Genomic DNA, 26,121 nt, shown 5'->3' on the forward strand with positions numbered 1-26,121 from the left:
AGGAGTCACGAGAGTGCGGACAACGTATACTGCGTTTCATCAAAACTGCAATGGTTGTTGCAAGTGGTTCGGCGGGCACGATGCGTTACCGTGACGCGGTCGAGGGAGGGCGTGCGTGACAGAGACGGAAACCGACGACGGCTTCGAGGCATGGCTTCGGGATCGGACGCCGGAACGCGGCCTGCGGCCGAAGTCGGCCGCCGTGCTGGAAGTGCTGGTCTCGCAACCGCGCCGGGCGTCGTTCGGCTCGACGGCCGAGCTCGCCCAGCTCGCCGGGGTCAACGTCGCCACCGTCACCCGCACCGCGCAGGCGCTGGGTTTCGCCGGCTGGCCGGCGCTGCAACAGGAATTGCGGGCGCGCTACATGTCGTCGCTGAGCGCGCCACAGGTCGCCGAGGAACACCGGGACGTCGACTCGCCGGGATCGGCGTCGCTGCGCCGCGACCTCGACAGCCTCGCTCTGCTCAACCGGCGGTTCGCCGAGGACGAGATCCGTAACGTCGCGCAGGCCGTCGCCGCCGCGCGCCGCACAGTCGTCATCGCCGACGGCAGTTACGCGGCGGTCGGGATCGCCTTCGCGCACAACGCCCGGCTCGCCGGCTACGACGTCCACGCGATCACCGCCGGCGACGCCGAACTCGCCAACGCCACGGCGAAACTCTCCTCCGAAGACGTCCTCATCGCGATCAGCTTCTGGCGGCTCTACGAGAGCACCGTGCTCGCCGCGAACGAGGCCAAGGCCAGGGGAGCTCGCGCTTTCGCCATCACCGACGCGGCCAGCCCCGCGCTGGCGGGTGCGGTCGAACAGGTGTTGATGGTGCCTGCCGAGGGCGTGACCTTCTTCCCGTCGCTGACCGCCGGGATGAGCCTGGTGCAGGCCATCGTCGCGCAGCTCGCCGCTGTCGATCCCGTCCGCACCGGGGAATCCATCGAGGCGGCCGAGGCCATGTGGTCGCGGTTCGACCTGCTGCACCGCCGTCCTGGATCGGCCGATCGGACAGTGCCGAAAAGGCCGACCGGTCGAGGCACATCCGCCGGATGACCGATCCGCCCGCCCCTGTCGGCGGGTGATCCTGGTTCCAGGCCGCCGGAACAGGCGGTACGGGATCGAGGAGGCCGAAATGACGATCATCGCGACCATGGGCGCTTACGCCGGGCTCGCTCTTCTGGCACTGATGGCGGCGACCCCGCTGCTGGTCGAACTCGACCAGCGCTTCCCGGTCACCCGTCGGGCGAAGACGGCCGAACGGGAACGCCGCCTGCCCGCCGGGCTCGCATCGGCGTGACGCAGAGCACAGATTCGCCCGCCGACTACCTCACGTGAGTGATTCGCACTCGGCCAATTCGTGACTTTGCGTCGCGCTATGGAACGCTGAGTGACGTGACCGTGGATTTCTGCACCAACGCCCAACCCGCCGACGCCTTCGCGGAGTTCCGGAGGAACGTCGACGAACTGACCCAGACGTTCACCGACGCCTGCCGCCAGGGGCGCACACCGGGCGACGCCACCCTCGACCTGTTGCAGCGGGTGCACCGCGAAGACCGCAACTGGGTCGTCGTCCACCTGACGTTCGCCATCGCCGCGCTCGCGCATCAGCGAGCCCTCGCCGTCACCCGCCCAGGTGGCGTGACGGGTGCGCCGGAGCGTGCGTTGTTAACTTCCGCGAGTGACTGATCCGACCATCTCCGCGGTCATCGCGGTGTTCGCGGGTTTCGTGCTCGCGGGCCTCTTGGCCGTCCCGTACATCGCCGCGAGCTATCGGCGCCGCGGCGAACTCGGGCTATGGCGGGTCCTGCTGGTGTTCGGCTTCCTGGTCTACGCCATGTCCCTGTGGACGTACACGTTGCTCCCCATCCCGGAGACGACGACGGCGTGGTGCGCCGAACACGCGGCCGGTCATCTGCAACTACGCCCGTTCCAGTTCCTCGCCGACATCGGCCGCGAACAGACCGGGACGGGCATCCGGGCGTTCCTGCGCAATCCCGCCGTCCAGCAGGCGGTGTTCAACGTCGCCTTGTTCGTGCCGCTGGGCATGTTCGTGCGGCACCTGTTCCGGCGCGGTTTCCCGGCCACCGTCGCCATCGGGTTCGCGGTCTCGCTGTTCATCGAATGCACCCAGCTGACCGGTGTCTGGTTCCTGTTCGAATGCCCGTACCGGCTCGCCGACGTCGACGATCTGCTGACCAACACCCTCGGCGCCGCCCTCGGCTTCGGGCTGGCCCCGTTGCTGCGGCTCCTGCCGGGGAACGAGCCGTCCGCACCTCCGGGCACGCCGCGGCCGGTCACGGCGCGCCGCCGTCTGCTCGGGATGGCGGTCGATGTCGTGTCGGTCGTCCTGCTCGGCACCACCGTCGCGATTCTCACGACCCTGCTGGTGGGCGAGCCGGACACGGTGGTCACGGCACTGATCGGCACCCTGCTGCCCGCGGTGCTCTTGTTGTTCGTCATCCCCCTCGCGGGTAACGGCGCCAGCTTCGGCCAGCGGGTCGTGTTGCTGCGCCCCGCCGGGCCGGACGGCGGGAAGCCCGCCCTGTGGCGGATGGCGGTGCGGTTCCTCGCCGGTTCCGGCGGCTACTTCACGCTGCTCACCCTGGCTTCGGCGGTCAACAGCGGATTCGAGCCGCTCGCGAACCTGCTGTTCTTCGTCAGCGGCATTCTCGCGATCCGGCCTCAAGGCCACCAAGGACTCTCCGGACTGATCGCCGGGCTGCGGATGGCCGACGCGCGCGACCAAGAACTCGTGGACACGCTCACCGGTCCGTGAAGGCCTCCTTGAGGGACCCAGAGTCCCTCAAGGAGGCCTTCACGGACCGGTCACCTGACACGGAACTTTCGGCTCAGTCGCCTGGGTTCCACCCGATCGGGTCGACCCTGCCGTTCCCGCGAGTCATTGCGCCTGGCAGCGAGCGCGGGCCGGAACACTCGCCCGGTGGACGTGGAGTCGATGGACGAGGTGGCCGACTGCCTGCTCTCGGTGGCTTGGAACATCTTCACGCTGATGGGGAAACCTGCCGCGAGGCCGGGGGACCGGCCGGAGGAGATCCGGACCCTTCTCGTCGACGCGTGCCACGAAGCCGGGATGCGTGCCCGTGAATGGGCGGCGGCGCACGGGGCGGGAACTGAGGACGACCGGCGGCCTTTCCTGCGGCTCGCGGAGGTCGGGACGGACGCGAATCTGTTCCTGGGCATGGTTTCCGGCACGCTGGTCGCCGATCACGAGCGGGTCCGTCGCCGCTGGGCCGAGATCGAGGCGCTGGTCCTCGAGGCGGGCGAACTCGCCGAACAGGTCAAAGGGGCGGCTGGTGAGCCTGCCGCCCCTTCCCTCGGCTGATCAGTCCTTTTCGAGCGTCAGGTCGTAGCGGTTGAGTACCTCCTTGACGGGCTGGAAGAACGTGGTGCCGCCCACGTCACAGTTCCCGGAACCGCCCGACGTCATACCCTGCGCCTGCACCAGTTTCGTGCCGGAACCGGAGGAGGGACGGCTGACGAACGAGCCGCCGGAGTCGCCGGGTTCGGCGCAGGCGTCGGTCTGGGTGAGACCTCGCACGATGTTCCCGTTGCCGTAGTTCACCGTCTGGTCCAGCGCTTCGACCCGTCCGCAGTGCCAGTGGGTGGTGATCCCGGACCGGCAGACCCGGCCGCCGACGCCGACCACGTCGGCACCCTCGATCCGCACGTCGGATCCGTCTCCGTAGCGGTCGACCCGAGGCGGCGTCGACACGTCGGAGTGGGTCACCTTGACCGTCCCGTAGTCGTTGCCGGGGAAGGACGACCGCTCGACCCTGCCGATCGTGCCGCCGACACCGCGGACGGTGCCACCGAGTTCGGTGCAGTGGCCCGCGGTGATCACGTAATGATCATCGTCGTCGTAGGCGTTGAAACCGACCGAGCAGGCACCACCGCTGAAGTAGAGACCCTGCCCGCCGATCACGCTCCACAACGGCCGCGGCGCGTTCTTCACCTGGTCCACCCGCACCGGGACGCCGGCGGAGGTGGCCCATGCCCGGCCTGCGGGATCGCCGCCCACCACGCTGACCACGACCTCGTTCGTGGGCGCGTCGACATACCAGCCGGCGACCGAATCGGGTACGCCTTCGGTTCTATCGTCCAATGTGGACTGGAATTTCTTCAGTTCGGCGGCGCTGTGCCGGAGTACCTTCGGGATCGCGCCCGCGGCGCGGATCCCCGCCGACCGGCTCGCGTCGGTGGTGCCGACGACCAGTTCGCCGGTCGTGGTGTCCAGCCAGGAGCCGGCGAAGGCGGCGCCGAGCGAGGTGCCGAGCTTCTGTTGCACGGCGGCCAATGCGGCCGGGCCCGCCGCTTCGCTCAGCACCGAGGTCGCCGCCGAAGCCGGGGACGCGAACGCGGTGACGGCTGCCGCGGCGCCGATCAGGACGGTCATGGTGCGCAGAGGACGTCGGATCACGAAAACCTCCATGGGATAGCGGAATTCGGTGCGTGGTGTGGATGGAATCGACGTTACGACAAGGTCGCGTCGTCGAATGCCGCCATTTGAGTAGCGCTCACAATTCCCCTTTCCGGCGCAAAGGAACGCGCCATTGCCGGGTGTTGCTCACTCTTGTGAGTGGATCATGCGCGATTTACCGTCCCCGATGTGCTGGCCGAATCGCGACAATCCGCGACGGGGCGCGGCATTCGGGAAAGTGTGTCTTCGGTGTTCGTCACCTGATTGTGCGCGGCTGAACCCGTTTGCCCGTATCGGTGACGAACGGATCTCGGTCGGCGCCGCGCCGTTCCGGCCACGTTGCGCCGAACGTGCGACTTCTGTAACGCGGCGCGCGCACCCGCGGACTGATCTCTCGGTGACCTGAGGCAGACGGAGGCCATGGATGAAGATCGATCTGTTCAACGAGATCCAGAACCCGCGGCCGTGGCCGGAGGGACACGAAGGGCTCAGGTTCGCCCAGGCGATCGAACAGGCCGTCCTCGCCGACGAACTGGGCTACGACTGCTGGTGGCAGGTCGAACACCACGGGGCGGGGGAGTTCAGCCTGTCCTCCGCGCCCGAGCTGATGCTGGCCGCGCTTTCGCAGCGCACCACCCGGATCCGGCTCGGCCATTCCGCGGTACTCGCGCCCGGCCGGTTCAACCATCCGATCCGCGTCGCCGAACGCGCCGCGACGCTCGACCATCTCAGCGGGGGCCGGGTCGAACTCGGGCTGACCCGCTCGACGATTCCCGAATGGCGACTGTTCGGCATCGAACCGGACGAGGCACGCGCCCAGACGCAGCAGGCTTTCGAAATGATCCCGCGCATGTGGACTTCCGAACGCTTTTCCTGCGAAAACGACGCTTATCGCGTCGACGACGTGTCGATTTCGCCGAAACCGCTCCAGAAGCCGCACCCGCCGCTCTGGCAGGCGGCCGCGAGTCCGGCGTCCTTCGAAGAAGCGGGCCGCCGTGGCGTCGGTGTCCTCGGCACGACGATGTGGGAGTCACTGGAGCGCGCGGGACGGCTGATCAAGCTCTACCGCGACGCGGCCGAGAGCTGTACCGATCCTGTCGGGGCTTTCGTCAACAACCAGGTCGGGTTCTTCACCTTCGTCCACTGCGCCGACACCGACGAGGAGGCGATGCGCGACGGCGCCGCCGCGGCCGCGGCCTGGTACACGGTGACGGCGCTGAACTTCTTCGAGGCGGCGAGCGAATTCGTGCGCCTGAACGCCCGGCAGGAGGAGATCGTCGCCGCGCCCGACGGCGGCGGGCTCACCGGCGACTTCCTACGTGGCGAGGCGAAGAACGCCCCGACCGAGGCGAATCTCCTGATCGCCCGGATCCTGCAAGGCGAAAACGTGCCGGACGACGAGATCTTCACCGTACTGAGCGCGCAGGACTCGCTGATCGTGGGCAGCCCCGAGACCTGTCGCAAGAAACTGCGGGCCTACGCGGAACTGGGCATCGACCGGATGATGTGCCTGCAGCAGATCGGCGGTATCCCGCACGAAAAGGTGCTGAAGAGCATCCGCCTGATCGGTGAGATGATTCCGGAGCTGGGCTGAGTCGTGAGGGGAATACACCCGTTACGTCGAGTGCGGTAGCCGGGAAGGCCGCTCCAGGGCCGACGCGCGGGTGATCCCCGGTCACCAGACTCGCGGATATGACCGGAAAAGTGGTTCGGCCCGCGATGTGGGCCACTATCGGCGGCCAGGCCGTCGCCGCACTGGGCACGATCCTGCAATGGATCGCGGCTCCCGAATTCGTGAAGGTCGTCCCGGCGGGACTCGGCTACATCGCCGGGGCACTGGTCATCCTGTGGCTGGACCGCCGGGCGTTCTGGTCGCCACTGGCCGCGATCGCCCTGACGGCGTGGATATTCCTGGGCACCGGCGAAATGCTGGGCCGTCAGCTCTCCTCGCCGAATACACTGCTGGCGGCCGGAAACTGGGTGATGGTCGCCGGACTGGTGGTTTCGGCGCCGGCGGGCGTGATCGCGTTGGTGATCAACCGGGCGACGGCGACCGAGCCGCAGATCCCGCCACTGAGTCCCCGAAATCCGCGCCGTCCGCTCGTGATCACCGCTGTGGCCGCACTGGCGGCAGTGGAGATCGGGCTCGGCGCCACGCAGGACTTCGATCTGACCCGCCCGGGTCCTTCGTTGTTCCTGGCGCTGCCGGTATTGGTCGCGGTCGTACCCGGCCGTTCGATGATCCTGCTCAGTGCCGTGATGTCCGCGGTTTTCCTGGAGGCCTCCTTCAGTTACGCCGGACTCGGTGGCAGGCTGAGCGCACCGGCCGACGGCTCGGCGTTCGCTCTCGACGTGCTCCAACTGGCGGGGATGACGGTCATGGTCGTCGTGGGCGCGGTTGCCGTGGGCCGGGGAAAGCGAATCGACACCATTTCGCGGTGAAAGGACAACTGCCCGTGCCGAAGTTCAAGGATGTTTACGCTGTCTTGCCGGTCTCGGACCATTCCGCCGCGGTCGCGTGGTACGAGCGGTGGATCGGGCGGAGGCCCGACGCCGAGCCCATGGAAGGCGTCGCGGAATGGCTGCTCGCCGGAAACGCGGGGATCCAGGTCGCCCACGCACCGGAGGCCGCGGGTAAGAGCGCCGTGGTCATCGTCGTCGAGGACATCGACGACACCGTCGGCTCCCTCGGCGCCAGGGGCGTGGAGTGCGGCCTGGTCCAGGACTACGACTTCATCAAGCTGACGGAGGTCGCCGATCCGGCGGGGAACAAGGTCACCTTCGTCTGGGAGAACCCGAACTACCGGCCGTCGCCGACGGATGATTGATCTCCGGAGCACCGGGTAATCGTCTCCTGCCGGCCCCCACCAGCCGGATATGGCGCAAACGGAGTTGAGAACCATGACGCACGCCTACGTAGAGAAGACGGTCGATCGTGCCGGAACCCCGCGGCGATGGCCGAATGAGCCGGCCTTCTCGCGGTCCGCGTTTCGCTCCGAGCACGGGTGGAACCCTCCGCGTGGCGGAGTGAACCTCATTGCCGCGTCGAGCAGCCGGCGCCGCAGTGCCGACGAGGACGAGCACGAGGTGGCGATCGGCATGGAACCGGAATTCGACGACGTGATCCTGAAGGGACTACACCGGTATGTGAGCCTGGTGATCGAGGCGCTGGGGTTGCACGGAGACGCCTGTTGCGTGCAGCTCGAACCGATCGCGAGCGCGTACATCGCACTCGAGCGAAGACTGCCGAACAGACCGGACCGCGACGTCGCCTTGCTGTGGGACGAACGACACGGGTGGGCCTTGGGTGTGGAGACCAGTAGCGGCGAAGACCTGATCGTCGTCGGGTACCAGGGTCTCGAACTGCTGCCGCCACCACGGGCGGTCGCCACGTTCGCGGAGAGCCTGTACTCGGATGAGGCCACGGCGCTGCTCGAGCCACCGCCGCTCGGGGCGGCCGAGGCAGAGGATGGGCTCGCCCTCCGTCTGGCCGCGTACGCAGGCCTCTCACCACACGCACGATGATCGGGCCGACCGGGCGCGAGGCGGGCTGAATCCGGCGGGCCCGGGCCGGGCTATCCGAAGGTCATGGCACAGCGTGTGTTTCGTGATCGACGGGATGCCGGCCGCGTGGTCTGGTGCCGCTCGAGTATCCGGTCCGGCACGCTCCTCAGATCCCCCTCTCGCGGCGCCGCCATTTAGGTGTTACCTTGGGTAACAGTGAACCTCGGTAACGTCTAGTCAGGGAGGTCCGTATGACCAGCACCGATGTGCCCCGCACCGCGGAAGCGGCCGGTGCCGGCCGCCACGAGACCGCGCGGCGGCTCCTCGATTCCTCCGCGATGCTGTCCTACGACCCGGCCACCGAGGTGGACTGGGAGACGCCGCTGGACAAGGACTTCCACGGTGCCAGCCCGGAGTGGAGCACGCTCTACGGCACGAGTTACTGGGCGGAGATGACTCCGGAGCAGCAGAAGGAGCTCACGCGCCAGGAGGCAGCCTCGGTCGCGAGCACCGGTATCTGGTTCGAGATGATCCTGCAGCAGATGGTGCTGCGCGATTTCTACGCCAAGGACCCGACCGATCCGGCGTTCCAGTGGGCCCTGACCGAGATCGCGGACGAATGCCGGCATTCCATCATGTTCGCCCGCGGGGCGGAAAAGCTCGGTGCGCCCCCGTACCGTCCGCGCAGGCTCGCGGTCGAGCTCGGCCGCGTCTTCAAGGCGACGGCCCGCGGCGAAGCGGCGTACGCGGCGATCCTCGTCGCCGAAGAAGTCCTCGACGTAATGCAGCGCGACTGGATGCGTGACGAGCGGGTGGTCCCGTTCGTGCGGACCATCAACAACATCCACGTCGTCGAAGAATCGCGGCATATGAAGTTCGCCCGCGAGGAGACGCGGGAACAGCTGGAGGGCGCGGGTTTCCTGCGCCGCCGGATCAACGCGCTGGTCATCGCGATCGCGTCGTACTTCATCGTCAGCAGCATGATCAACCGCGACGTCTACAAGAACGCGGGACTCGACGCCGAACGCGCGCTGCGCGAGGCGAAGTCCAATGAGCACCACAAGTCGATGATGCGGTCCAGCTGCGCCGGGCTGATGGAGTTCCTCGGCTCGTGCGGCCTGCTCACCCGGCCCGCACTGGTGTTCTACAAGCGGGCGAACCTGATCTGACATGGCCTTCGCGATCACCCAGACCTGTTGCAACGACGCCACTTGTGTGTCCGTCTGCCCGGTCAACTGCATCCACCCGACCCCGGACGAGCCCGACTTCGGCACCACGGAGATGCTCTACGTCGATCCGGCCTCGTGCATCGACTGCGGAGCCTGCGCGGACGCCTGCCCGGTGGACGCGATCTTCCCCGCCGATCTGCTGACCGGTTCGCTCCAGGTCTACGCGGGGCTCAACGCGGAGTACTACGCCGACCGCGAGACCGTGCCCGCGGCCGATCCCGCGCCGAACTTCCACCACTGGAGTCCTCCGACGTTCGACCGGGCCATCCCGAGCGACTTCGCGCCGCCGGACATCGCCGTAGTCGGCACCGGCCCGGCCGGCATGTACGCCGTCGAGGATCTGCTCCTGCACACGAACGCGCGGGTCACCCTCATCGACCGCTTGCCGGTCGCCGGCGGACTCGTCCGCTTCGGCGTCGCCCCGGACCACCCCGCCACGAAACGGATCGGCGAAACCTTCTCGCGGTTCCACGAGCACCCGCGGCTGCGGATGCGCCTTGACACGGAGGTCGGCCGCGACGTCACCGTCGACGAGCTGGCCGAGCGCCACGACGCGGTGGTCTACGCCGTCGGTGCCTCGTCCGCACGCCGTCTCGGCCTCGACGGCGAGGACCTGCCGGGCAGCATCGCCGCGACCACCGTCGTCGGCTGGTACAACGGCCACCCGGACGTACCCGCGAACGCGGTGGACCTCTCCGCGGAACGGGTCGTGCTGGTCGGCACCGGCAACGTCGCACTGGACGTCGCCAGGATCCTCACCGCCGATCCCGCCGCGCTGACCGGCACCACGATCGCCCCGCACGCGCTGGAACGGTTGCGTACGAGCAAGGTCTGTGAGGTCGTCCTGCTCGCCAGGCGCGGGCCGGAGGACGCCGCCTACACTTCCCCGGAACTGCTCGCGCTGGCACAGCGGGCCGGTGTGCCGCTCGTCGTCGACGACGCGGACCCGCGCACCGCGGCCGCGATCGACGAGGGCACCGGCAAAGCGTCGCTGCTGCGCGAACTCGGCCGAGAGCCCGTCGACTGGACCGCGCCGCCGGTCGCGGACTCACGCCGGATCGTCCTGCGCTTCCACTCCGCTCCCACCGGGATCGTCGGCGACACACAGGTGCGCGGTGTCCGGGTCACCGGTCCGGACGGGCCGGTCGAGATCGCCGCGGGACAGGTCGTCCGCGCGGTCGGCTACCGCGGAACACCGGTGCCCGGCCTGCCGTTCGACGAGACCCGCGGCACGATTCCGAACACCGCGGGCCGCGTCGACAGCCGTAGCGGTGCCTACGTGGTCGGCTGGATCAAACGCGGCCCGTCGGGCGGAATCGGCGCGAACCGCACCTGCGCCAGGGAAACCGTCGCGACCCTGCTGGAGGACATCACCTCCGGACGGCTCCCGGTGCGGGCACGACGGTCACCGATCGCCGCACTGGCCGCCCGCTTCCGCGGCCGGTGAACTCGCTTGGTGGCGCCGGTCCGTCCTTCTCTTGAGAGCCAGGCGCTCTCTGCCGAAATCACTTATCGCGAGCAGGTGATCGACGTCGCCTTGGGCATTTGGGTCAACCCCGTCGACGACGGCCGGGTCGTCTCGGGGCCGTCCACTCTTTGGTAGGAGACGAAAGAGCAGCGCGATTCACGCATAGTTGTTGACGCTGACCGGCCAGGTGCCGGTCGACGGGGTCCAGCCCTGGATGGTGGCGGGGATGCCCACGCGGCTGCCGCAGTCGATCACCTGGAAGTGCAGATGCGGCGCGGTGGACGCCCCGGTGCTGCCCGACCAGCCGACGACCCGGCCCTGAGGCACCCAGGCGCCCGCGTTGTAGAGGGCCCGGTTCAGATGCGCGTAGTGCGTGCAGGTGCCGTTGGAGTGCCGGATGAGCACCTCGATGCCGTTCTGCCAGTACGGCGACCAATTCGAGAAGATGATCTCGCCGCCCTGCGCGGCGGACACCTCGTAGTCGGCAGGGAGACCGAAGTCCCAGGCGTATTCGTTGTAAGGACCGACGTGGGAGTACGTGCCCTCCGGTCCCTGCGTGACCTGATAGGCCTCGCCTGCCGGATACGGCAATTCGTAGTAATAGTCCGCGGCCGACGCCGTGCCGGAGCCGGTGACGGAGATGCCTGCCGCCACCAGCACGGCACTCACCATCGTGCCGATCCTGCGGGGTAACGCCTTTTCGAATCCGCTCATCGTGCCTCGCTTCCCGGGTGAACCAATCCCTGCCGTGTGCAGGACGTCCCGACTAAACAGGCGGTTCGTCAAGGGAACAAGGGTTCGTTCGGGGCTTGCGCGAGGTCGGCGAGGGCCGTATTCGAAGCGCTCGGCAGTCCATTGTGGAGCCTCTGGATCAGGCCCCGCCCCAGAACTTGACCCACTCCCGGATGTCCTCCGCGTCGGCGGGCGGCGTCCCGAGGCCGCTCTGCTCGACCACGCCCGCGGCGCCCACGGTGATGAGGATTCGCTTCTGGCTTCTGCGGTGCAGCAAACCGGAGCCTGCGCTCCCGGATCGCTCCATCCAAGCTCTCCCGGGCGGCGATCTAGGCTGCACGCATCGTTGCTTATCACAGGGGTAAGGCAAAGGCGGCAGGTTGCGAAAGCCACTTTGGTAACCTTCAACGTTGCGAAAGTGGCTTTCGCAACGTCGGGTGCAGGGGTTCGGTAGCGAAGAAGGGGGCCTTCGCTGCGTCGGCGCCTTCGCGGAACCCATGGTCGGGATGCGTCGCGAAAGCCACTTTCGCGACGCCTGAGGTCCCGAAAGTGGCTTTCGCGACACCTGGGCGCCCCACGGCCGCGAGCGAATCCCCGCGACCCCACACCTTTGCCTTACCCCTCAAGAGAACCCGTTGGGCAAGACCAGCGCCATGCGCGAACCCTGCCGCTCCGGCTCGCCGCCGACGAGCACGATCGGGGGCCGAGCGCCGGATCCGGCGTGATCCGCCGGGTCCGACGTCGCGTGGTCAGCCCTTGAAGTATCCCTTGAACAGGATCTCGCTGATCTTGGTGGTGGTTTCCTGGCCGGTTTCGTAACCGTTCTGGATGACCTTGGTGTTGTTCATGAGCGAGAGGGTGTATCGCTCATGCGGGCCGACGAAGCCGACCGAGTTCATGATCCAGGAGCCGTCGTCGTTGTCGTCGGACCAGCCGTTCTTGTTGCCGGGGCGCGCGGCAGGGCCGGCGCCCCAGACACCCCACTGCTGGTTGACGTCGACAGTGCGCATTTCGCGGACGATGTAGTCCCGGTGCTGCCGGGGGAGTTCGGTCAGGACGTAGTCGACCAGGCGGTCCAGGTCGTTCGCGGTGGTCAGGATCCAGCCCCAGTGGTGCGGATGCTGATCGGTGAACCGCATGTCGGTCATCCCGTACGACGGGAAGCGCTTGGCGAACTCGGCCTCACCGCCGTACCGGGTCCACAGCGTGTGGGCGGCGGCGTCGTCGCTGGAGTCGAGCATCCGGTGGATCAGGTCCCGGTCTTCGGCGGTCAGCTGGACGGCCCCGGAATCGTTGCGCAGCAACAGGTCGACGACCATCGCCAGCTTCGGGGTGGAGCAGGCCCAAATGAGGGTCCCGGCGGCCCGGCTCCGGTAGACGGCGCCGGTCCACCGGTCCCGGAGGACGATTCCGGTGTCACCGGGCCTGCTGTCGGCGTACGCCTGGGCTCGTGCGATGCGCGACTGGAGCTCCCGGTCGAAGCGGGTCGTCGCGCCGGCGGGCGCGGCGGGTGCCAACGCGAGGACCGCCAGTATCGCGGTCAGCATGACGAAAAGTCTCTTCATGTGCTCCCCAGGTCCGATATCGGTTCTTCCTGAGCTTGAAGGCGTTCACCGGTGCCGGAGGTTGCCGCAACCCGCCGAATAGTGACGCCGGTCACTCCTCCGTGGGCTGTCGTCCATTGTGGACGGTAGGTAGGGCCGGCACCACCACAGGGCGTCCTGCGGTCACCACGACGGATCAGCGGGCTGACCCGGTGGTCCAGGACGCGGCGGACCGCGATGCTGGACCCGATCGATCCGAAGTCGTCGAACGAAGGAAAAGTATGTCGAGAGTGGATTCCGTGCGCCGCCACCTGATTCGTGCCGCCAGTGTCGTGCTGGCAGGAACTTTCTGCGCGATCGTCCTGCCCGGGAGTGCCGATGCCGTGGTGAACGGGAAGAACTCCACCGAGCGCTACGAGTTCATGGCCTCGATCCCGGAGATCGTGCCTGAGCTGAACAACGCCAAAGGTGTGTGCGGAGCCGTGCTGGTCCACCCGCGATGGGTGGTGACCGCGGCGCACTGTGTCGACCCGGAGAACAACCCGGCCCGGCCGGAGGGGACGGTGCGCATCGGCAGCCGGCAGCGGACCTCCGGCGGCACCGTGCGCACGATCGACCGCGTGGTGCGCCACCCCGGCTACCAGCCGGGTGAGCCGAACAAGAACGATATCGCGCTGGTGCGCCTGGACCGCCCGGTCTCCGAACAGCCGATCCGCATCGCCGACCGCCCCGGCAGGCCGGGCACGCCGACCCGCTTGATGGGCTTCGGCACCACGGTCGACACCGGCGACATCGCCAAGGCGGTGTTTCCCGAACGGCTCCAGCAGCTCGACACCCGCCTCGGAGCGGTGTCGGAATGCTCGCCCGGCTACGCGGATTCGACCCGGCTCTGCACGATCAGCCGCAAGCGTGGCGCGATGGCGTGCATGGGCGACTCCGGCGGGCCGCAGATCCAGCGCGGGAAAGGCGGCCGGTGGGAGCTGATCGGCGTCACCTCCGGCCCCGGTGACGACGACGTGCCCTGCGCCAACGGCCCCGGCCTGTACACGAGCGTGCCCGCCTACGCCGACTGGATTCACCGCACCATCCGCTGACGCCGACCGATGTCGACTGTGCGGTGTCAGCAGGCCCTGACGATGACCGAGTGCGCCTTGCCGCCGAGGTCGAGGATCTTCACGTCCTTGTTCCCGGCGGGCATGCGGACCTGATAGGTGCCGGGATCGACCGGGTAGCCGAAATAGCTGCCGTTCGGGGCGGACCCGGTACCCGCGATCATCGAGCCGCCGCGGTAGATCGTGCTGGAGACCGCCGTAGACCGAGATGGCCGGACCCGCGGTGGCCAGAACGGGTGAGAACGCGCCGGGCGGTCGAACGCACCACGTCCCGTGTCCGGTCGGTAGCTTTGAGGGCATGCGAGCGTTCAGTCAGGTCGATGTGTTCACCGACGAGTTCCTGTCCGGAAATCCGGTCGCGGTGGTTCATGGCGCCGACGACCTCACCACCGGGCAGATGGCGGCGTTCGCTCGCTGGACGAACCTGAGTGAGACCACGTTCCTGCTGCCGCCGACCGATCCGGCCGCCGACTACCGGCTGCGGATCTTCACCACGAGCCGCGAGTTGCCCTTCGCGGGCCACCCGACGCTCGGGTCCGCTCGTGCGTGGCTGGAGCGCGGTGGCACGCCGAAGACGGCAGATCGCCTGGTGCAGGAGTGCGGCGCTGGTCTGGTCGCGGTGCGGCGTGACGGGGACCGGCTCGCCTTCGCCGCTCCGCCGTTGCGCAGAACTGGTCCCGTACCGCCATCGACGATGGACGTTCTGGCCGCGGCGTTGCGGGTCGAGCCGGGCGACATCCTGGCCGCGCGGTGGGCGGAGAACGGGCCGGCGTGGGTCGCGGTGCAACTCGCCTCCGCCGAGGCGGTACTGGCGCTCGACCCCGATCCGACCGCGTTCGGTGAATATCCGGACGTCGGCGTGTTCGGTCCGCACCCGCCGGGCGGCGAGGTCGACTTCGAGGTGCGGGCGTTCGTCGATGAAGACGGCACGTTCGTGGAGGACCCGGTGACCGGCAGCCTGAACGCCGCGATCGCGCAGTGGCTCATTCCCGCCGCCGTCGCCCCGGCCGCATATGTCGCCGCTCAGGGTACGAAGCTGCACCGCCGCGGGCGGGTGCACATCGAGCAGTCCGACGGCGAGATCTGGGTCGGTGGCGACACGGTCGTGGGTATCACCGGCCACGTCGCACTCTGAATTCAGGAAAGGAGCGCGATGACGGACATCGACGAATTACCGCCGTACCGTGCGGTGCTGGTCGTGGACACCAAGGAATTCGGCGGTCATTCCGATCGAGGGCAGGCGGTGCTCGCGGACGCCATTCCCGACGTGCTGGCGCTCGCCTTCGAACGCGCGGGGCTCGGCCACGTCTGGCGTGAGGCGTTGTTCCCGCATGACACCGGCGACGGTTTCGGGATCGGTTTCGCGACGCGTCACCTGCCCGCGGTGGTGATGCGGTTCTTCGACGCGCTCCAGGAGGCGCTGGCGGAACGGGATGCCCGGTGGCCCACCGGCGACCGGCGGGTCCGGCTGCGAATGCGGGCAAGCCTGAACGTCGGCCCGGTCCGGGATCCCGGCTCCGCGGCCGTGGTCGGCAGCACGGTGATCACGACACATCGGCTGCTCGACGCGCCCGAGGTGCGTGATCTGCTGGCGCGATCCGATCCCGGGCAGACGTTCTTGGCGGTGGCGTTGTCGCAGCGGGTCTTCGAGGACGTGCTGCGGACGGAATACGCGCGGCTTCCTTCGTCTTTGCTGGTGGCCCGGCGGGTCGAGGTCAAGGAGTACTCGGGCACGGTCCACCTCTATGTGCCCAGGCCGAGCGGTGACTTGCTGACACACGGTTTCGGTGCCGAGGCGGAACCCGCGCCGATCACTCCGGACGCCCCGCGACCGGCGGGCACGACGAACATCATCACCGGCGGCGACTTCGGAACGGCGATCCAGGTGGGGCATTTGCACGGAAATCTTCGGCACGAGCCGGATCGATAAGGACCGCACGTCGGAGTGACAGAAGGCTCCTCAATGGGAGACGCTCGCTCAGGCGCCTTTCACTCGAAGGTGCACAGTCGTCCGAAAGCTCGCGTCGATGGCTCACGCGGAACCGCATCGTTTGCGCCATCGACCAGTACCTGCCTGACATGTACGCCGCCAGCTTCAAGATAGTGAAGAACGCTCATGATGCCTGGGACGTGACCCAATCGGCGGTCGAAAAGCCCTGAAGAAAGCACCCGGCAAGGACGTGCGTGCCTGGCTGTGCAAGGTCGCGATAAGGCGTCCCGTGATTCTTCAGGGCCATCCGGTTGCGGCAGGACATGCCGAAGTTCCTCGACACAGCTCGGCGTGAGGCTGAACGACGTGAGGAATAGGGCACTGCGGCGGGGCGAACGTCGTGGACGTGGGTGTCGCCCTGCACGACCCCGGTCTGGTTGACCGAGCCGCCGACGGCGTGCGCGACCTCGTTGGTCGTATGGTCCACGGCCCACTTCCACTTTCGAGGCTAGCTGCCTGATTCCCGTGTTTCGGTTCATTCACCGCAAGGGAGGAGGCAGATCGGCCCATGGCACCTCATGACCGGTACTGTGCGGTCTTCGATGCGTTTCCTGCGCGAAGGTCTTGGGGGATCGGGATGAGCATGGATGAGGCCGCGCGGGTGGCCGCGTCGGTGGACAAGGTTTCGGTGGGGCGGGTATACGACTACCTGCTCGGCGGGACGCACAACTACGCCGTCGACCAGGCTTTCGCCGAGAAGCAGCTCGCCGTGCTGCCGGAGATCCGGGATTTCGCCCGCGCGAACCGGGCGTTTCTCGGTCGTGCAGTCCGTTTCATGGTGGGGCAGGGGATCCGGCAGTTCGTGGACATCGGGTCCGGATTGCCGACGCAGGGCAACGTGCACGAGGTCGCCGACGAGGTGGCGCCGGGTGAATGCCGGGTGGTGTACATCGACAACGAGCCGATCGCCCAAGCGCACGCCCAGATCCTGCTCGAAGAGACGGCGGACCCGGCCCGGCATGCCGCCCTGGACGCCGATTTCTTCGACCGGCGCCTGCTGTGGGACCGCGTGATGGACACCGGCCTGATCGATCGGAGCGAGCCCATCGGGCTGCTTCTGGTCGCGCTGTTGCATTTCATGCCCGACGAGCAGAATCCGCACGCCGCACTCGGTTTCCACCGCACGATGCTGCCGCCGGGAAGCTTCCTGGCCGTGTCGCATATTCATGTCGCGCCCGAGGACGTCGAGACGCAGAACGCGGGCAAGCGGGTGGCGCAGGAGTACGAGCGCCGGACCAACCACGCCGCGATCATGCGCTCGCGCGAGCAGATCAGTGAGTTCTTCGGAGACCTGGAGCTGGTCGAGCCCGGTCTGGTGTGGCTGCCTCGGTGGCGCCCCGACGTCGCGGGCGCCGACAAGGACGCGCCGCGTTCCCGCGGGCTGGCTGGGGTGGCACGCACGCGCTGAAACTCGCGATCAACCTGCTAGGGCGTCTGGTGCCCTCGATTGAGCCAACCGCGCATGATTTCGACGGCAAGCCAATGCCCCCGGATCCCCGCCTCCTCGACGACCGGGATGCCGTTGCGGCGCCGGAGCGGGTCGGCTCCGCGAGCGAGCAGGAACGCGGTGGTGTCGGCATGCAGCGGCTCACCGGTCTGGACGTGGCCGTCGTGTTCGACGTCGATGGCGTGGCGCAGAAGGGTCCAGCCGTCGCCGTTGTCGTCCTCGATGTCGTGACCGGCATCGAGGAGGTCTCGTAGCCGGGGAAGGTCTTCGAGTTCGACGGCTTGGTGAGCTGGTGACCAGGACATAGAGTGCCTCTGCAAGATCGATGCCGGTTCTGTCACACGATATCGGCCGAGGTACCCGGGAAGCCGCCCGGACGTTGGGCGGCTCGTCCCACGGCGTCCCATGGGAGAGATGTTTCCGCAGGTGAAGCGCGGGACCTTGTCCCATCGTCCCAAGTCTCCTCGAGACGCTTCCGCTCGCCGGAAGTCGATGCGCAGACTGGGTTGGCCCATTCGGGCAGGCAGCGAAATCGAGGGGTGGAATCACGATGAGGTTGATGCGAGAACTCGCGATCGGGTTGGCGGCTTCCGCCGCGTTGTTCGCCGTGCCGACGTCCGCGAACGCCGTGGCGGCGGACCCGGCGCCAAGTCGGCCGGGTGCAGGGATTGCGGCGGAATGCTATCCGTATCCGCTGCTCTGCGGTGTGATCCGCAATCTGTCGAGTTCTGATCGTGGATTGCGGATCACCAAGGCGTGGGGTGATCGACACGACTCCAGCAGCTGGACAACGTTGGCGCCTGGCAAGAGTTCACGTGACTCCCATGTCAGGGACGCCGACGGATACTGGGTGGCCCGAGGCTGCATCGCCGAGCAGGGGTGGTACGAGTACAAGGGGCCACAGTGGGTGAAGGTCAGCAACGTGCCGCTTGGCTCGGAATGGCAGGTGGAATACCGCTGCTGAGCAGAGGTAAGAATGCCCGGCGACGATCATGAAATCGTCGCCGGGCGGCCACCAGGGCACGTATCCGGCCGAGTCGATGGCAAGAACGGCGGAACGGTCGTACGCGCGCCGTACGATGCTCTGCGAGATCTGTCTGGCCGATGACGCCTTGGGCGGAGTACTTCGCTCGTCAGCGGCGTAAGCCCACTCCGCCACCACCTGACTTCTGATCCCGTTGCCGTCCAGAGCAGCTACGGGCTCGGCCAGTTGGCCGGTGCGAGGATCCCGGTGATGACGAGGTGTGTCGGCGCGGCCCAGCCAGCCGCGGGGATCCCTCGGCGAGGCTGAACGAGACGAAGCCTCGGGTGGCCTTGTCGAGTGTGAAGCCGAGGCCTTCGGCAGAGAACTTCTTGGCGCGGGCCAAATCCTTTCTATCGCGACGTGCTCGGCTTCAAAGCACGCGAGGACGTCGGATTCGCGGGGATGCGGTGGGTGAGCGTCAGCCCACCGTCCCAGCCGGACTTGCGGATCGCCCTCGCGCCGCCCGACCTGGACCAGGGAGCGTCACCGGCCGACCGGCAGGCGATCGAAGACCTCATGGCCAAGGGATTGCTGGGCCGTCTCGTCTTCGTGACGCTGCGCTTCACCCAACCGGAACTCGGCAGGCGAAACGACCACAAGCCGAGTGATCGATCAGGCCTGGACTTCTACCGGAGGAGACAGCATGATGCGCGGAATTCGAGTCGTAACCAGTGAGGCCGCCCTCGATCGGTCGCGTCGCGGGAACGTCGAACCGGCTGGCTTCGGGACTCAAGGATTCACGTCGACGTTCAGTTGCGGGGGATCACGTAGTTCGTCGTCGACGTTGTCCAGGCGCGCGGTCAATTTGGTGATCGCCGCGCGGGCGTCGTCGCAGATCCCGTTGGCGGCCACCAGATACGAATCGCAGATCTCCCAGTAGTTGCCACCGCCGATCGCCGCGGGATCCTTCGTCCGCTGTGCACCTTGAACGGCTTCGGCCAGCACCTTGTCCAGGCCGAGGATCTTGTCGATGGCGAACGGGAATTTGCCAAGTACCCAGTTGCCGATGACGTCGAACATGGTCAGGCCGAGCTGTTCGAACTCGGGGTCGGCGAACGTCTCGGCCTGGAGCGCCCCGACGAACTGCTTCATGACCTTGACCATGTCGGCTCGCGCCTGTTCGAAGGTCTGGGAATACGCGATGAGGCACTGGCCCAGTTTGCCGACCGCCAGAATGTAGGGTTCGGTGTAGTTCTCCAGTTCCTCACGATAGGTCTGTACGCCGACCGCGACATCGCCTTCCCACCTGCCGAGCGCGGCGCCCAGTGCGCTGTCGAGGTTGTTGAGCACGTCGAGGCTGGGACTTGCCTCGCCTGCCGACTTGTAGCGCAGCTCGTCGATGGCCAGCCACCCCTGATGCATGACCTTGAGCTGCTGGTGCGCGATGACGTCGGACGGATGGAAGAACCGCTCGAACGGATAGTTGACCCACCGGTCGGGGTGCGGGCCGGTGGGGCCGTAGTCGTGGAGCAGCCAGTCCACCCAGCCGGCCACCCAGCGGGCCCAGACCGCCAGTTCGTCGCACTGATCCTGGTATCGGTCGAATTGCGGGTAATGGGCCGGCGCGCGATCCGGCCAGTACGGTGGATGTCCCATCAGCGGCCCCCGTCCATCCAGGGTTCTCCGATGCGCCGGAGTCGTTCACCCGCGGCCGTTTCGGTTTCGGCATAGAGCTTCGAAGCCGTCTGCAGACCGCCCTGCAACCGTCGGGCCGTGTCGACGAAGCTGTCGTTGTATGAAATGAGCGTGTCGAAGGTTTCTTTGAACTTGTTGCTGAAGTCTTCGCAGGCGTGAAAGAAGACCCCGGCGTCGCCATAGTCGCCGAGTAGTGCGGAATTCCTCTCGATCACGGCTTGCGCGTTCTTGACGGCCGTGCCGTGTGTCTCGAAATGGGTGACGGCCTCGCTCGCGCGCTGGGCGGCGTGCTTGACCAATTCAGGGTCGACCGCGAAACCTTGTGACACCGTCCGCCTCCATCTGCACTGCCCGCTCAGTAGATGTAGATCCTGGAAATCGACTTGGACGATACCTTGGTCGCTCGCGTCGGAGAGGGACTTTCAGGAAACTCGCCGATCGCGGAAGCTACGGTTCGTTGGTGAACTGGTTGAGTGAGACCCGGAACTCGTATGACACGCTCGCGGCCGGCTACGCCGATGAGACCCGAGACCTGCTCGACAGGAAACTTCACGTTCGCGCGGGGGTCGTGCTGTTCGCCGACCTGGTCCGCGCGATCGGTGGCGGGCCTGTCGCGGATGTGGGCTGCGGGCCGGGGCACACCGCCGCGCTGCTGCGGGAGCTGGGCGTGGACGCGTTCGGTATCGACCTGTCTCCCGCGATGATCGAGATCGCTCGCCGAGAACACCCCGATGTGCGATTCGAGGTCGGTTCGATGACCGACCTCAAGGTCGACGAAGGCTCTCTCGCCGGCGTGCTCGCGTGGTGGTCGCTGATCCATATCCCGGACGAGGTGGTGCCGGGCGTGCTCGCGCGGTTCCATCGGATCGTGCGGCCGGGTGGGATGGTGGCCGTGGGTTTCCACGTCGGGGACGAGCCTGAGGACGAGACGAGCGGGAATGGGGACCAGTCCACGCGGGCGGCGGACGGGTACCTTCGACGGCCGTCCCGCGTGGCCGATTGGCTCCGCGAAGCGGGTTTCACGGTGGAGGCGCAGCATCTGCTGAGTCCGGACGAGCCGAAGCCGGGCGCGATACTCTTCGCTCGCCGATTCATCGGCCCGTCCGGGGCGGTCAGCCGGTGACGTCCAGGTGCGCGGGGACCGGGGTGGGCTTGGGGGCCTTGCCGCCGGGCTGAGGCTTGTCACCGCTGGGCTTGGTCGGCGGTTCCGGGGTGGCGCCGGGAGATTTGGCGCAGGTCGCCGATGCGATGTCCAGCGTCTGTGTCCGGCCCAGCAGCTTGGCCGATACCGCGGTCACGGTGAGCGTGCCGCCGGCGTTCTTGGTCTGCTTGTTCACCACCAGTTCGAGCAACGGGGCCAGCGGGACGGTGGTGTTGGGCGGGACCTGGTCGAGCTTGTTCGCCTTGCCGCCGACCTCGAGGTTCGCGATCGACACCGAACCCTTGCCGTCCTGGCATTCGGCCTTGATCACGTCGGCGCTCAACCCGGGCAAAGTGGCCCCGGCGGGCAGGGTGGCGAGGTTCAGCGAGAGACCGGCGACGCTGGACTTGGCGTGCCCCGGTTTCACGTCGGCGTTCAGTACCTTCGCGCTGACCAGGGACGGGCCGGAGGCCGGCAGCGCCACTGAGGCGAGCGACTCCTTGCCCGCGCCGGAAACCGAAGGCGTACGGGGAATCGTGACCAGACCGGACGCGGCGATGGCGTAGGCGGACTCGGCCGGGGCGGCCACGGCGGGGGTGGCGGTGAAGGCCAGGCAGACCGCGGCCGCGCCGGCGAGCACGCTGGTTGTGCGTGGGGACAAGGAAATTACCTCCATGATCGGGTTTCAGGTGATGTTCACGACGGTGCCGAGCGGCAGCTCGACGAGGCGGTCCAGTGCCTCGCGGGTGACCCGGATGCAGCCGTCGCTGGTGGCCTTGCCGACGAAGCTGTCGTCCGGCCAGGTGTGCAGGCCGACCGTGCCGGGCCCGCCACCGAAGGTCTCGTGCGAGTCGGAATGACTGCTCAGCGGCAGCACGATCGGGCTGTAGGTGTTCACGCTCTCCTTGATCGAGGCGAGAATGAACGCGCGACCGGTTGGCGTGGGGTGTTCGGGTTTGCCGGTGCCGATGGTCCACGAGCCGATCGGTTTGCCCAGTTCCAGGATTTCCAGGCGGAATGCGGCGAGGTCCACGTTGACCCGGAAGTCATTGTGCGCCGATTCCACGGTTTCCGGGGTGGCGTGCAGCCAGCCGGTCGCGCCGTTGGGCCGGGCGGGCAGCAGTACCTGTGCCCAGTCGCCCTGCCGGGCGATCACCGGGACCCAGGTCGGTGAGCCGATCTGGGTTTCGGGCAGCCGGGCGATCGGCTCCGCGCCGGGTGCGCGGTAGACCACCGCATCCGCCTTGGGATGCAGTACTTCGCCGCCGGCGGGGAGCGTGGGGGACGGGTCCGCGGGCGCGGAGTTCAGCTGTCCGAAGGTGTTCGCCTCGGGCAGCGAGGCGAACACCTCGGGCGACGAGGGTGGCGGCGCCACGGGGGCAGCGGCGCCGCCACCCTCGTCCCCGGTGGTACCGCAGCCGGACAGCGGAAGCATCGCCAGCACCAGTACGAGAAGCGCGCGAACCGGATGTAGGCGTGCGCCATCGCAAGAGGTCTGCAGTTCGGTCATCGGGGCCTGTCCTTGCGCAGAGTCATCCGCAACGGGAGACGAATCGGGAACGATCATCTCTAACAGGAAAGCAGTGCGTTGATCAATGCGCACGGTAGGTGATCGGAACGAATCTGCCTGCGGTTTTGTCGCGTTTTACCAGGTCGATCGGGCGGACTGAGTTCACTCGATCGAGGCGGAAATGCGTTTTCGCTAATCCGCGGCGGAAATACGCTGTGTATTTTCTCCTGCGGCCATTCGGAGGACTCGTGCAATAGTGGCGGGCGCGATGACCACTCGGAGTGTCCTCTTCGCTCGCGGGCGGGAGCCGGCCGCGAGTTTCCGCGCGATCGGCATTCCGCTGCGAGACGGCCCGGTCACCCGAACCGGACGTCGGGGATCGCCGTCATCAGCCGCTCCCATTCGGGATACCTGGCGAGCTTGCCTTCGTACACGGCGGTGATCTTCGCGGCCAGCTCCGGATCGGGGTCGTCGGTGACGGCGACCCCGACGTGCAACTTGGCGTAGTGCGGGAGGATCTCCGGATCTCCGGCCAGATGGACCGGGTCGTACATGTAGCGCTCGAGCGCGTCGAGGTCGGCGAGGCCGAAGGAGTAGGCGTGGGTGTAGCCCGCGGCCGGGTCGCCGAGGAACCTGCCGACCGTGGAGAACGCTATCGACTCCACCGCCGCGGTCCGGCGGATCAACTCCAACGCGCGAGTCTTCTGTTCCTCGGTGCTCTCCTCGCGGAACGCGAAGCGCATGAACTGGACGATCAAGACTTCCTCCTGTACTTTGAACCGATGAGTTCAATGTAGTGAACGGATAGGTTCATGTGCAATCCTGGATTTCGGAGACCGGTGGAGAGGATCGTGTCGTGACGAAGGTGACCGCTCCGCGCGGGCGGGTCGACAAACGTCAAGCGATCTTGGACGTGGCCTTCACGGTCTTCGCGCGCCGTGGTTACGCCCGGGCTTCCGTTCAGGAGATCGCGGATGAGGCCAAGGTCGCGAAACCCACCGTCTACAACCATTTCAGCGACAAGGAGACGCTGTTCCGCGGCTCCATGGCGGCCGCCGCCGACGGTGTCGCCGCCGACTCGCTCGACGCCATCGGACCGCTCCGCGACGCGGGAGCAGATGTCCGCGCGGCCCTCGGCACCGCGGCTTCCCGTCTGCTGCGGATCTGTTCCGGCGAGCGTTCGCACGCGCTCCGGTCGTTGGCCTACGCCGAACTGGCCACGTTCCCCGAGCTGGTGGTCGCCATGCAGGAGCGCACGTCGGTGGATCTGACCGAGGCGCTGGCCGACCGGTTCGCCCGTCTCGCCCTTTCCGGCGCGCTCCGCTCCTGCGATCCGGCCAGGGCCGCCGAACACTTCCTCGCTCTGCTGATCGGGCCGCTGGAATCTCGCTCTCGCCTCGGCGCTCGTGTTCTCCCGGAGAGTGAACTCGAAGGCATAGCGGAGTCGGCCGTCGACACCTTTGTGCGCGCATACGGTTTGTAGGCCGCTCCCCGATGGCGGCCGGTCAGCGGCGGATCAGTGGCCGGTAAGGACTCCCTCCTGATCTGACGGCAACCGCCGGCCAAGGGGGAGCCGACCATGCCCGATTTCGAAGTGGAGCTGGCCGGCTCAGCAGTTTCCCGGCGTCGATACGGCGCGCTGAAACTGAAACGGTCGGGCGTACGCTTCCTGGGTGGAATTCGTGGTTGCCGATGACGACGTGTGGCTCTCCGCGTTCGGTGTTCTCCCGCAGGCTGAAGAAGCGTCGGACGACGATTGGGTGCGGGAGCTGCGGGTGCCCGTCTCTGTCACCGGGGAGCTCCACCTGTCCTGGGACGTGCTTCATCAGAGCGTCCGCGTTCGGTACACATGGGCATCGGACCTCATTGTCGATGTCTACCGTGAACAGGCGACTCTTCTCACGGTCGATGACCGCAAGACCGGCCCCGTCGTCGTGTTGGAGTACTACGCGGAAGGCTGTCGCGGCCGGGCATTCGTGCGGACTCAACCGACGCTCGCTTTGGAGGACACCTTCCTGCGTACGTGACTGCCCGCTCACATCCCGGGCATAAGCGTCCGAGGTTGCGCACTGCGGGTCGTCGCGGTGGGCAAACTACTACGGACCGTCATCGACACGTGGGCGGCGGGAGTGCTGACACAGTGACCGCGTCGCCCCGCCGAACAGTCGCGGAGTCCTGCCGATACCGCCCTTCGAGCGATTTCGTGTCACCAGTGAGTTGGAAGGTCAGCCGGTTCGCATCGGAACCCCGAATCCTTCGGAAGCGCCCGGACCGAGGTTCGTGGAATAGAATGAACCCGGGATATCCGAAATGGAAAGGCATCGTGCATGACGAGTCGGTTCGAATGGGCGACCATCGACAGCGTGGATCCGCGGCGGCTGGCGGATTTCTGGTGCGGCGTTCTGGGTTACGTCGTTTATGAGGACAAGAACGGCGCAGCGGTCGAGATCGGGCCCGATCCGGAGGAGCCGGACGAACAGCGGTTGGCCGCGTTGCGTGGCGGGCCCGCTGTGCCGAATATGGTCTTCGTCCGTGTTCCCGAGGCCAAGACCATCGCCAAGAACCGGGTGCACTTCGAGGTCTGTCCGATCGACAGTGACCAGCAGACCGAACTGGAGCGGTTGCTCGCGCTCGGCGCGTCCAAGACGGATGTGGGACAGGGAGACGGCCGGTCCTGGGTGGTAATGGCCGACCCGGAAGGAAACGAGTTCTGCCTGACGCGCAGCCTCGCGCCGGGGGAGTTCGAGCTGTAGTCCGGAATTGCCGGGTACGCTGCCCGGGCGGGAACAGGGGTTTCTTGCGTCGCTCCGACGAAACAGCCCTGGTCGTCGAGACCTTCATGTCCGAACATCGCCGAACGAATATGACACGGGACGCTGGCAACTGATTGCTGATTGTTTGTAGCTGATTCTCTACGAATACCTGTAAGTCATACTCGCTGGGCGACGGTTCCTCTGCGGCGCTGGAGTATGACGCATCGAATCACCACGAGTGACTTTGGTTTCGGGCCGGCATCTGCGGGCGGGTGGTGGTCGTCGTCAACGGGGCGCCTGCTGATGCGGCAGGCGTCAGAGACTTGATCTGATCGGGACTTCTTCCAGGATGTCCGGCGCTGACACGGTCATGAAACCGAGGCCTGCCATCTCGCTGTGACACAGCACCGCCTGCCACGGCTCGGGCAGCCGGGTGAACGCCTTCGCGGCGAGCGAGCGCTTGAGCCCGGCGGTGTCGGAGAAGGGGACCCTCTGGCGGTCTGTGAGCAGGGAACTGCGAGGCCTGGGTCAGTGCGATCGTGCACAGATCTCGGCGGCCGTCGGCTTTTGATCACTCGTCAGGCTGACGCCGGTTGTGCCGCTGG

General features: G+C 67.2%; 32 protein-coding genes and 1 pseudogene. 21 read left to right on the forward strand and 12 right to left on the reverse strand.

The features are described from left to right. Positions 1 to 115: 115 nt before the first annotated feature. From DL990_RS30205 to DL990_RS30220, 5 genes are all read left to right on the forward strand, one after another. Positions 116 to 1,042: a MurR/RpiR family transcriptional regulator gene (locus tag DL990_RS30205; RefSeq protein ID WP_125800697.1), complete on the forward strand. Its 927-nt coding sequence runs from the start codon at positions 116 to 118 to the stop codon at positions 1,040 to 1,042. A gap of 79 nt (positions 1,043 to 1,121) precedes the next feature. Beyond that, complete coding sequence (locus tag DL990_RS41310; RefSeq protein WP_158632667.1) at positions 1,122 to 1,286, forward strand: hypothetical protein; 165 nt, start codon at positions 1,122 to 1,124, stop codon at positions 1,284 to 1,286. Between the two features lie 95 nt (positions 1,287 to 1,381). Continuing rightward, positions 1,382 to 1,675, forward strand: a complete 294-nt coding sequence (locus DL990_RS30210; protein WP_125784302.1) for a hypothetical protein — start codon at positions 1,382 to 1,384, stop codon at positions 1,673 to 1,675. Continuing rightward, positions 1,668 to 2,765, forward strand: coding sequence for a VanZ family protein (locus DL990_RS30215; protein WP_125800698.1), 1,098 nt, complete (start codon positions 1,668 to 1,670; stop codon positions 2,763 to 2,765). The genes DL990_RS30210 and DL990_RS30215 overlap by 8 nt, the downstream gene beginning before the upstream one ends. A gap of 165 nt (positions 2,766 to 2,930) precedes the next feature. Next, complete coding sequence (locus DL990_RS30220; protein WP_125784299.1) at positions 2,931 to 3,332, forward strand: hypothetical protein; 402 nt, start codon at positions 2,931 to 2,933, stop codon at positions 3,330 to 3,332. On the opposite strand, the gene DL990_RS30225 is transcribed toward DL990_RS30220, so the two are convergent. After that, entirely contained in the window at positions 3,333 to 4,427 is a 1,095-nt protein-coding gene (locus DL990_RS30225; RefSeq protein ID WP_125800699.1) for a S1 family peptidase, read from the reverse strand. 424 nt (positions 4,428 to 4,851) lie between these two features. Here DL990_RS30225 and DL990_RS30230 point away from each other — a divergent pair, with 424 nt between their 5' ends. The 6 genes from DL990_RS30230 (at position 4,852) to DL990_RS30255 (ending at position 10,607) form a co-directional block, all read left to right on the forward strand. Further along, positions 4,852 to 6,021 carry an LLM class flavin-dependent oxidoreductase gene (locus tag DL990_RS30230; protein WP_125800700.1) on the forward strand — a complete coding sequence of 390 codons (1,170 nt, stop codon included), beginning with the start codon at positions 4,852 to 4,854 and terminating at the stop codon, positions 6,019 to 6,021. A gap of 98 nt (positions 6,022 to 6,119) precedes the next feature. Then, positions 6,120 to 6,869 (forward strand): hypothetical protein, encoded by a 750-nt coding sequence (locus DL990_RS30235; RefSeq protein WP_125800701.1) that lies wholly within the window; start codon positions 6,120 to 6,122, stop codon positions 6,867 to 6,869. Then, positions 6,866 to 7,255: a VOC family protein gene (locus DL990_RS30240; protein WP_233620620.1), complete on the forward strand. Its 390-nt coding sequence runs from the start codon at positions 6,866 to 6,868 to the stop codon at positions 7,253 to 7,255. The genes DL990_RS30235 and DL990_RS30240 overlap by 4 nt, the downstream gene beginning before the upstream one ends. A 199-nt stretch (positions 7,256 to 7,454) precedes the next feature. After that, positions 7,455 to 7,952: a DUF6292 family protein gene (locus tag DL990_RS30245; protein ID WP_125800702.1), complete on the forward strand. Its 498-nt coding sequence runs from the start codon at positions 7,455 to 7,457 to the stop codon at positions 7,950 to 7,952. Positions 7,953 to 8,182: 230 nt separating this feature from the next. Further along, positions 8,183 to 9,100: a diiron oxygenase gene (locus tag DL990_RS30250; RefSeq protein WP_125784288.1), complete on the forward strand. Its 918-nt coding sequence runs from the start codon at positions 8,183 to 8,185 to the stop codon at positions 9,098 to 9,100. Between the two features lies 1 nt (position 9,101). Continuing rightward, positions 9,102 to 10,607 carry an FAD-dependent oxidoreductase gene (locus DL990_RS30255; protein WP_125800703.1) on the forward strand — a complete coding sequence of 502 codons (1,506 nt, stop codon included), beginning with the start codon at positions 9,102 to 9,104 and terminating at the stop codon, positions 10,605 to 10,607. A gap of 177 nt (positions 10,608 to 10,784) precedes the next feature. Here DL990_RS30255 and DL990_RS30260 read toward each other — a convergent pair whose 3' ends face one another. The 3 genes from DL990_RS30260 to DL990_RS30265 all read right to left on the reverse strand — a co-directional run bounded on the left by DL990_RS30260 (position 10,785) and on the right by DL990_RS30265 (position 12,925). Continuing rightward, entirely contained in the window at positions 10,785 to 11,342 is a 558-nt protein-coding gene (locus tag DL990_RS30260) for a M23 family metallopeptidase (protein WP_125800704.1), read from the reverse strand. Between the two features lie 157 nt (positions 11,343 to 11,499). Further along, positions 11,500 to 11,667 (reverse strand): hypothetical protein, encoded by a 168-nt coding sequence (locus DL990_RS41315; protein WP_158632668.1) that lies wholly within the window; start codon positions 11,665 to 11,667, stop codon positions 11,500 to 11,502. A gap of 442 nt (positions 11,668 to 12,109) precedes the next feature. Then, positions 12,110 to 12,925 carry a serine hydrolase gene (locus tag DL990_RS30265; RefSeq protein ID WP_125800705.1) on the reverse strand — a complete coding sequence of 272 codons (816 nt, stop codon included), beginning with the start codon at positions 12,923 to 12,925 and terminating at the stop codon, positions 12,110 to 12,112. Between the two features lie 260 nt (positions 12,926 to 13,185). Between DL990_RS30265 and DL990_RS30270 the strand changes: the two genes are divergently transcribed. After that, the gene (locus DL990_RS30270; protein ID WP_125800706.1) at positions 13,186 to 13,998 is read left to right on the forward strand and encodes a trypsin-like serine protease; all 813 of its coding nucleotides are present in this window, start codon (positions 13,186 to 13,188) and stop codon (positions 13,996 to 13,998) included. Positions 13,999 to 14,024: 26 nt separating this feature from the next. On the opposite strand, the gene DL990_RS30275 is transcribed toward DL990_RS30270, so the two are convergent. Beyond that, a complete protein-coding gene (locus tag DL990_RS30275; protein ID WP_233598816.1) occupies positions 14,025 to 14,180 on the reverse strand; it encodes a hypothetical protein in 156 nt (51 codons plus the stop codon). A gap of 134 nt (positions 14,181 to 14,314) precedes the next feature. Between DL990_RS30275 and DL990_RS30280 the strand changes: the two genes are divergently transcribed. The 3 genes from DL990_RS30280 to DL990_RS30290 all read left to right on the forward strand — a co-directional run bounded on the left by DL990_RS30280 (position 14,315) and on the right by DL990_RS30290 (position 17,414). Beyond that, positions 14,315 to 15,151, forward strand: coding sequence for a PhzF family phenazine biosynthesis protein (locus DL990_RS30280; protein WP_125800707.1), 837 nt, complete (start codon positions 14,315 to 14,317; stop codon positions 15,149 to 15,151). Positions 15,152 to 15,169: 18 nt separating this feature from the next. Continuing rightward, on the forward strand, positions 15,170 to 15,946 hold the full coding sequence (locus DL990_RS30285; protein ID WP_125800708.1) for a hypothetical protein: 777 nt from the start codon (positions 15,170 to 15,172) through the stop codon (positions 15,944 to 15,946). 643 nt (positions 15,947 to 16,589) lie between these two features. Further along, the gene (locus DL990_RS30290; protein WP_125784748.1) at positions 16,590 to 17,414 is read left to right on the forward strand and encodes an SAM-dependent methyltransferase; all 825 of its coding nucleotides are present in this window, start codon (positions 16,590 to 16,592) and stop codon (positions 17,412 to 17,414) included. A 17-nt stretch (positions 17,415 to 17,431) separates the two neighbouring features. Here the strand turns inward: DL990_RS30290 and DL990_RS30295 are convergent, their stop codons facing one another. After that, entirely contained in the window at positions 17,432 to 17,758 is a 327-nt protein-coding gene (locus DL990_RS30295; RefSeq protein WP_125800709.1) for an ankyrin repeat domain-containing protein, read from the reverse strand. Between the two features lie 254 nt (positions 17,759 to 18,012). On the opposite strand from DL990_RS30295, the gene DL990_RS30300 reads away from it, so the two are divergent. Together DL990_RS30300 and DL990_RS30305 are read left to right on the forward strand one after the other, a co-directional pair. Beyond that, positions 18,013 to 18,417 carry a hypothetical protein gene (locus tag DL990_RS30300; RefSeq protein ID WP_125784272.1) on the forward strand — a complete coding sequence of 135 codons (405 nt, stop codon included), beginning with the start codon at positions 18,013 to 18,015 and terminating at the stop codon, positions 18,415 to 18,417. Positions 18,418 to 18,837: 420 nt separating this feature from the next. Continuing rightward, the gene (locus tag DL990_RS30305) at positions 18,838 to 19,152 is read left to right on the forward strand and encodes a hypothetical protein (protein ID WP_199746664.1); all 315 of its coding nucleotides are present in this window, start codon (positions 18,838 to 18,840) and stop codon (positions 19,150 to 19,152) included. A 54-nt stretch (positions 19,153 to 19,206) separates the two neighbouring features. Here DL990_RS30305 and DL990_RS30310 read toward each other — a convergent pair whose 3' ends face one another. Together DL990_RS30310 and DL990_RS30315 are read right to left on the reverse strand one after the other, a co-directional pair. Next, complete coding sequence (locus DL990_RS30310; RefSeq protein WP_125800710.1) at positions 19,207 to 20,073, reverse strand: hypothetical protein; 867 nt, start codon at positions 20,071 to 20,073, stop codon at positions 19,207 to 19,209. Then, the gene (locus DL990_RS30315; RefSeq protein WP_125784268.1) at positions 20,073 to 20,441 is read right to left on the reverse strand and encodes a hypothetical protein; all 369 of its coding nucleotides are present in this window, start codon (positions 20,439 to 20,441) and stop codon (positions 20,073 to 20,075) included. Before DL990_RS30315 ends, DL990_RS30310 begins: the two co-directional genes overlap by 1 nt. 131 nt (positions 20,442 to 20,572) lie before the next feature. Here DL990_RS30315 and DL990_RS30320 point away from each other — a divergent pair, with 131 nt between their 5' ends. Beyond that, positions 20,573 to 21,235 (forward strand): class I SAM-dependent methyltransferase, encoded by a 663-nt coding sequence (locus DL990_RS30320; RefSeq protein ID WP_125784266.1) that lies wholly within the window; start codon positions 20,573 to 20,575, stop codon positions 21,233 to 21,235. Here DL990_RS30320 and DL990_RS30325 read toward each other — a convergent pair. From DL990_RS30325 to DL990_RS30335, 3 genes are all read right to left on the reverse strand, one after another. Continuing rightward, entirely contained in the window at positions 21,225 to 21,914 is a 690-nt protein-coding gene (locus DL990_RS30325; protein ID WP_233620621.1) for a choice-of-anchor P family protein, read from the reverse strand. The two genes, DL990_RS30320 and DL990_RS30325, sit on opposite strands and share 11 nt — an antisense overlap. A 24-nt stretch (positions 21,915 to 21,938) precedes the next feature. Further along, entirely contained in the window at positions 21,939 to 22,763 is an 825-nt protein-coding gene (locus DL990_RS30330; protein WP_199746665.1) for a L,D-transpeptidase family protein, read from the reverse strand. A gap of 356 nt (positions 22,764 to 23,119) precedes the next feature. Beyond that, positions 23,120 to 23,521: a Dabb family protein gene (locus tag DL990_RS30335; protein ID WP_125784264.1), complete on the reverse strand. Its 402-nt coding sequence runs from the start codon at positions 23,519 to 23,521 to the stop codon at positions 23,120 to 23,122. A gap of 98 nt (positions 23,522 to 23,619) precedes the next feature. Here DL990_RS30335 and DL990_RS30340 point away from each other — a divergent pair, with 98 nt between their 5' ends. From DL990_RS30340 to DL990_RS30350, 3 genes are all read left to right on the forward strand, one after another. Then, positions 23,620 to 24,246, forward strand: a complete 627-nt coding sequence (locus DL990_RS30340; RefSeq protein WP_125784263.1) for a TetR/AcrR family transcriptional regulator — start codon at positions 23,620 to 23,622, stop codon at positions 24,244 to 24,246. Between the two features lie 190 nt (positions 24,247 to 24,436). Then, positions 24,437 to 24,790 (forward strand): hypothetical protein, encoded by a 354-nt coding sequence (locus tag DL990_RS30345; protein ID WP_125784261.1) that lies wholly within the window; start codon positions 24,437 to 24,439, stop codon positions 24,788 to 24,790. Positions 24,791 to 25,090: 300 nt separating this feature from the next. Continuing rightward, complete coding sequence (locus DL990_RS30350) at positions 25,091 to 25,516, forward strand: VOC family protein (protein WP_125784259.1); 426 nt, start codon at positions 25,091 to 25,093, stop codon at positions 25,514 to 25,516. Positions 25,517 to 25,903: 387 nt separating this feature from the next. Here the strand turns inward: DL990_RS30350 and DL990_RS42490 are convergent. After that, a pseudogene (locus DL990_RS42490) lies at positions 25,904 to 26,005 on the reverse strand (RNA polymerase subunit sigma); the annotation flags it as partial. Positions 26,006 to 26,121 lie beyond the last annotated feature (116 nt).

Source organism: Amycolatopsis sp. WAC 01416 (genome assembly GCF_003947485.1).
In the GTDB taxonomy this organism is placed as follows: Bacteria; Actinomycetota; Actinomycetes; order Mycobacteriales; family Pseudonocardiaceae; genus Amycolatopsis.

Bases quoted from the DNA above. Each gene is read 5' to 3' on its own strand.
- DL990_RS30230 (WP_125800700.1), top strand. From the start codon at position 4,852: ATGAAGATCGATCTGTTCAACGAGATCCAGAACCCGCGGCCGTGGCCG.
- DL990_RS30235 (WP_125800701.1), top strand. From the start codon at position 6,120: ATGACCGGAAAAGTGGTTCGGCCCGCGATGTGGGCCACTATCGGCGGC.
- DL990_RS41310 (WP_158632667.1), top strand. From the start codon at position 1,122: ATGACGATCATCGCGACCATGGGCGCTTACGCCGGGCTCGCTCTTCTG.
- DL990_RS41315 (WP_158632668.1), bottom strand. From the start codon at position 11,667: ATGGAGCGATCCGGGAGCGCAGGCTCCGGTTTGCTGCACCGCAGAAGC.
- DL990_RS30275 (WP_233598816.1), bottom strand. From the start codon at position 14,180: ATGATCGCGGGTACCGGGTCCGCCCCGAACGGCAGCTATTTCGGCTAC.
- DL990_RS30280 (WP_125800707.1), top strand. From the start codon at position 14,315: ATGCGAGCGTTCAGTCAGGTCGATGTGTTCACCGACGAGTTCCTGTCC.
- DL990_RS30260 (WP_125800704.1), bottom strand. From the start codon at position 11,342: ATGAGCGGATTCGAAAAGGCGTTACCCCGCAGGATCGGCACGATGGTG.
- DL990_RS30290 (WP_125784748.1), top strand. From the start codon at position 16,590: ATGGATGAGGCCGCGCGGGTGGCCGCGTCGGTGGACAAGGTTTCGGTG.
- DL990_RS30250 (WP_125784288.1), top strand. From the start codon at position 8,183: ATGACCAGCACCGATGTGCCCCGCACCGCGGAAGCGGCCGGTGCCGGC.
- DL990_RS30330 (WP_199746665.1), bottom strand. From the start codon at position 22,763: ATGACCGAACTGCAGACCTCTTGCGATGGCGCACGCCTACATCCGGTT.
- DL990_RS30295 (WP_125800709.1), bottom strand. From the start codon at position 17,758: ATGTCCTGGTCACCAGCTCACCAAGCCGTCGAACTCGAAGACCTTCCC.
- DL990_RS30300 (WP_125784272.1), top strand. From the start codon at position 18,013: ATGCGAGAACTCGCGATCGGGTTGGCGGCTTCCGCCGCGTTGTTCGCC.
- DL990_RS30310 (WP_125800710.1), bottom strand. From the start codon at position 20,073: ATGGGACATCCACCGTACTGGCCGGATCGCGCGCCGGCCCATTACCCG.
- DL990_RS30350 (WP_125784259.1), top strand. From the start codon at position 25,091: ATGACGAGTCGGTTCGAATGGGCGACCATCGACAGCGTGGATCCGCGG.
- DL990_RS30255 (WP_125800703.1), top strand. From the start codon at position 9,102: ATGGCCTTCGCGATCACCCAGACCTGTTGCAACGACGCCACTTGTGTG.
- DL990_RS30270 (WP_125800706.1), top strand. From the start codon at position 13,186: ATGTCGAGAGTGGATTCCGTGCGCCGCCACCTGATTCGTGCCGCCAGT.
- DL990_RS30285 (WP_125800708.1), top strand. From the start codon at position 15,170: ATGACGGACATCGACGAATTACCGCCGTACCGTGCGGTGCTGGTCGTG.
- DL990_RS30265 (WP_125800705.1), bottom strand. From the start codon at position 12,925: ATGAAGAGACTTTTCGTCATGCTGACCGCGATACTGGCGGTCCTCGCG.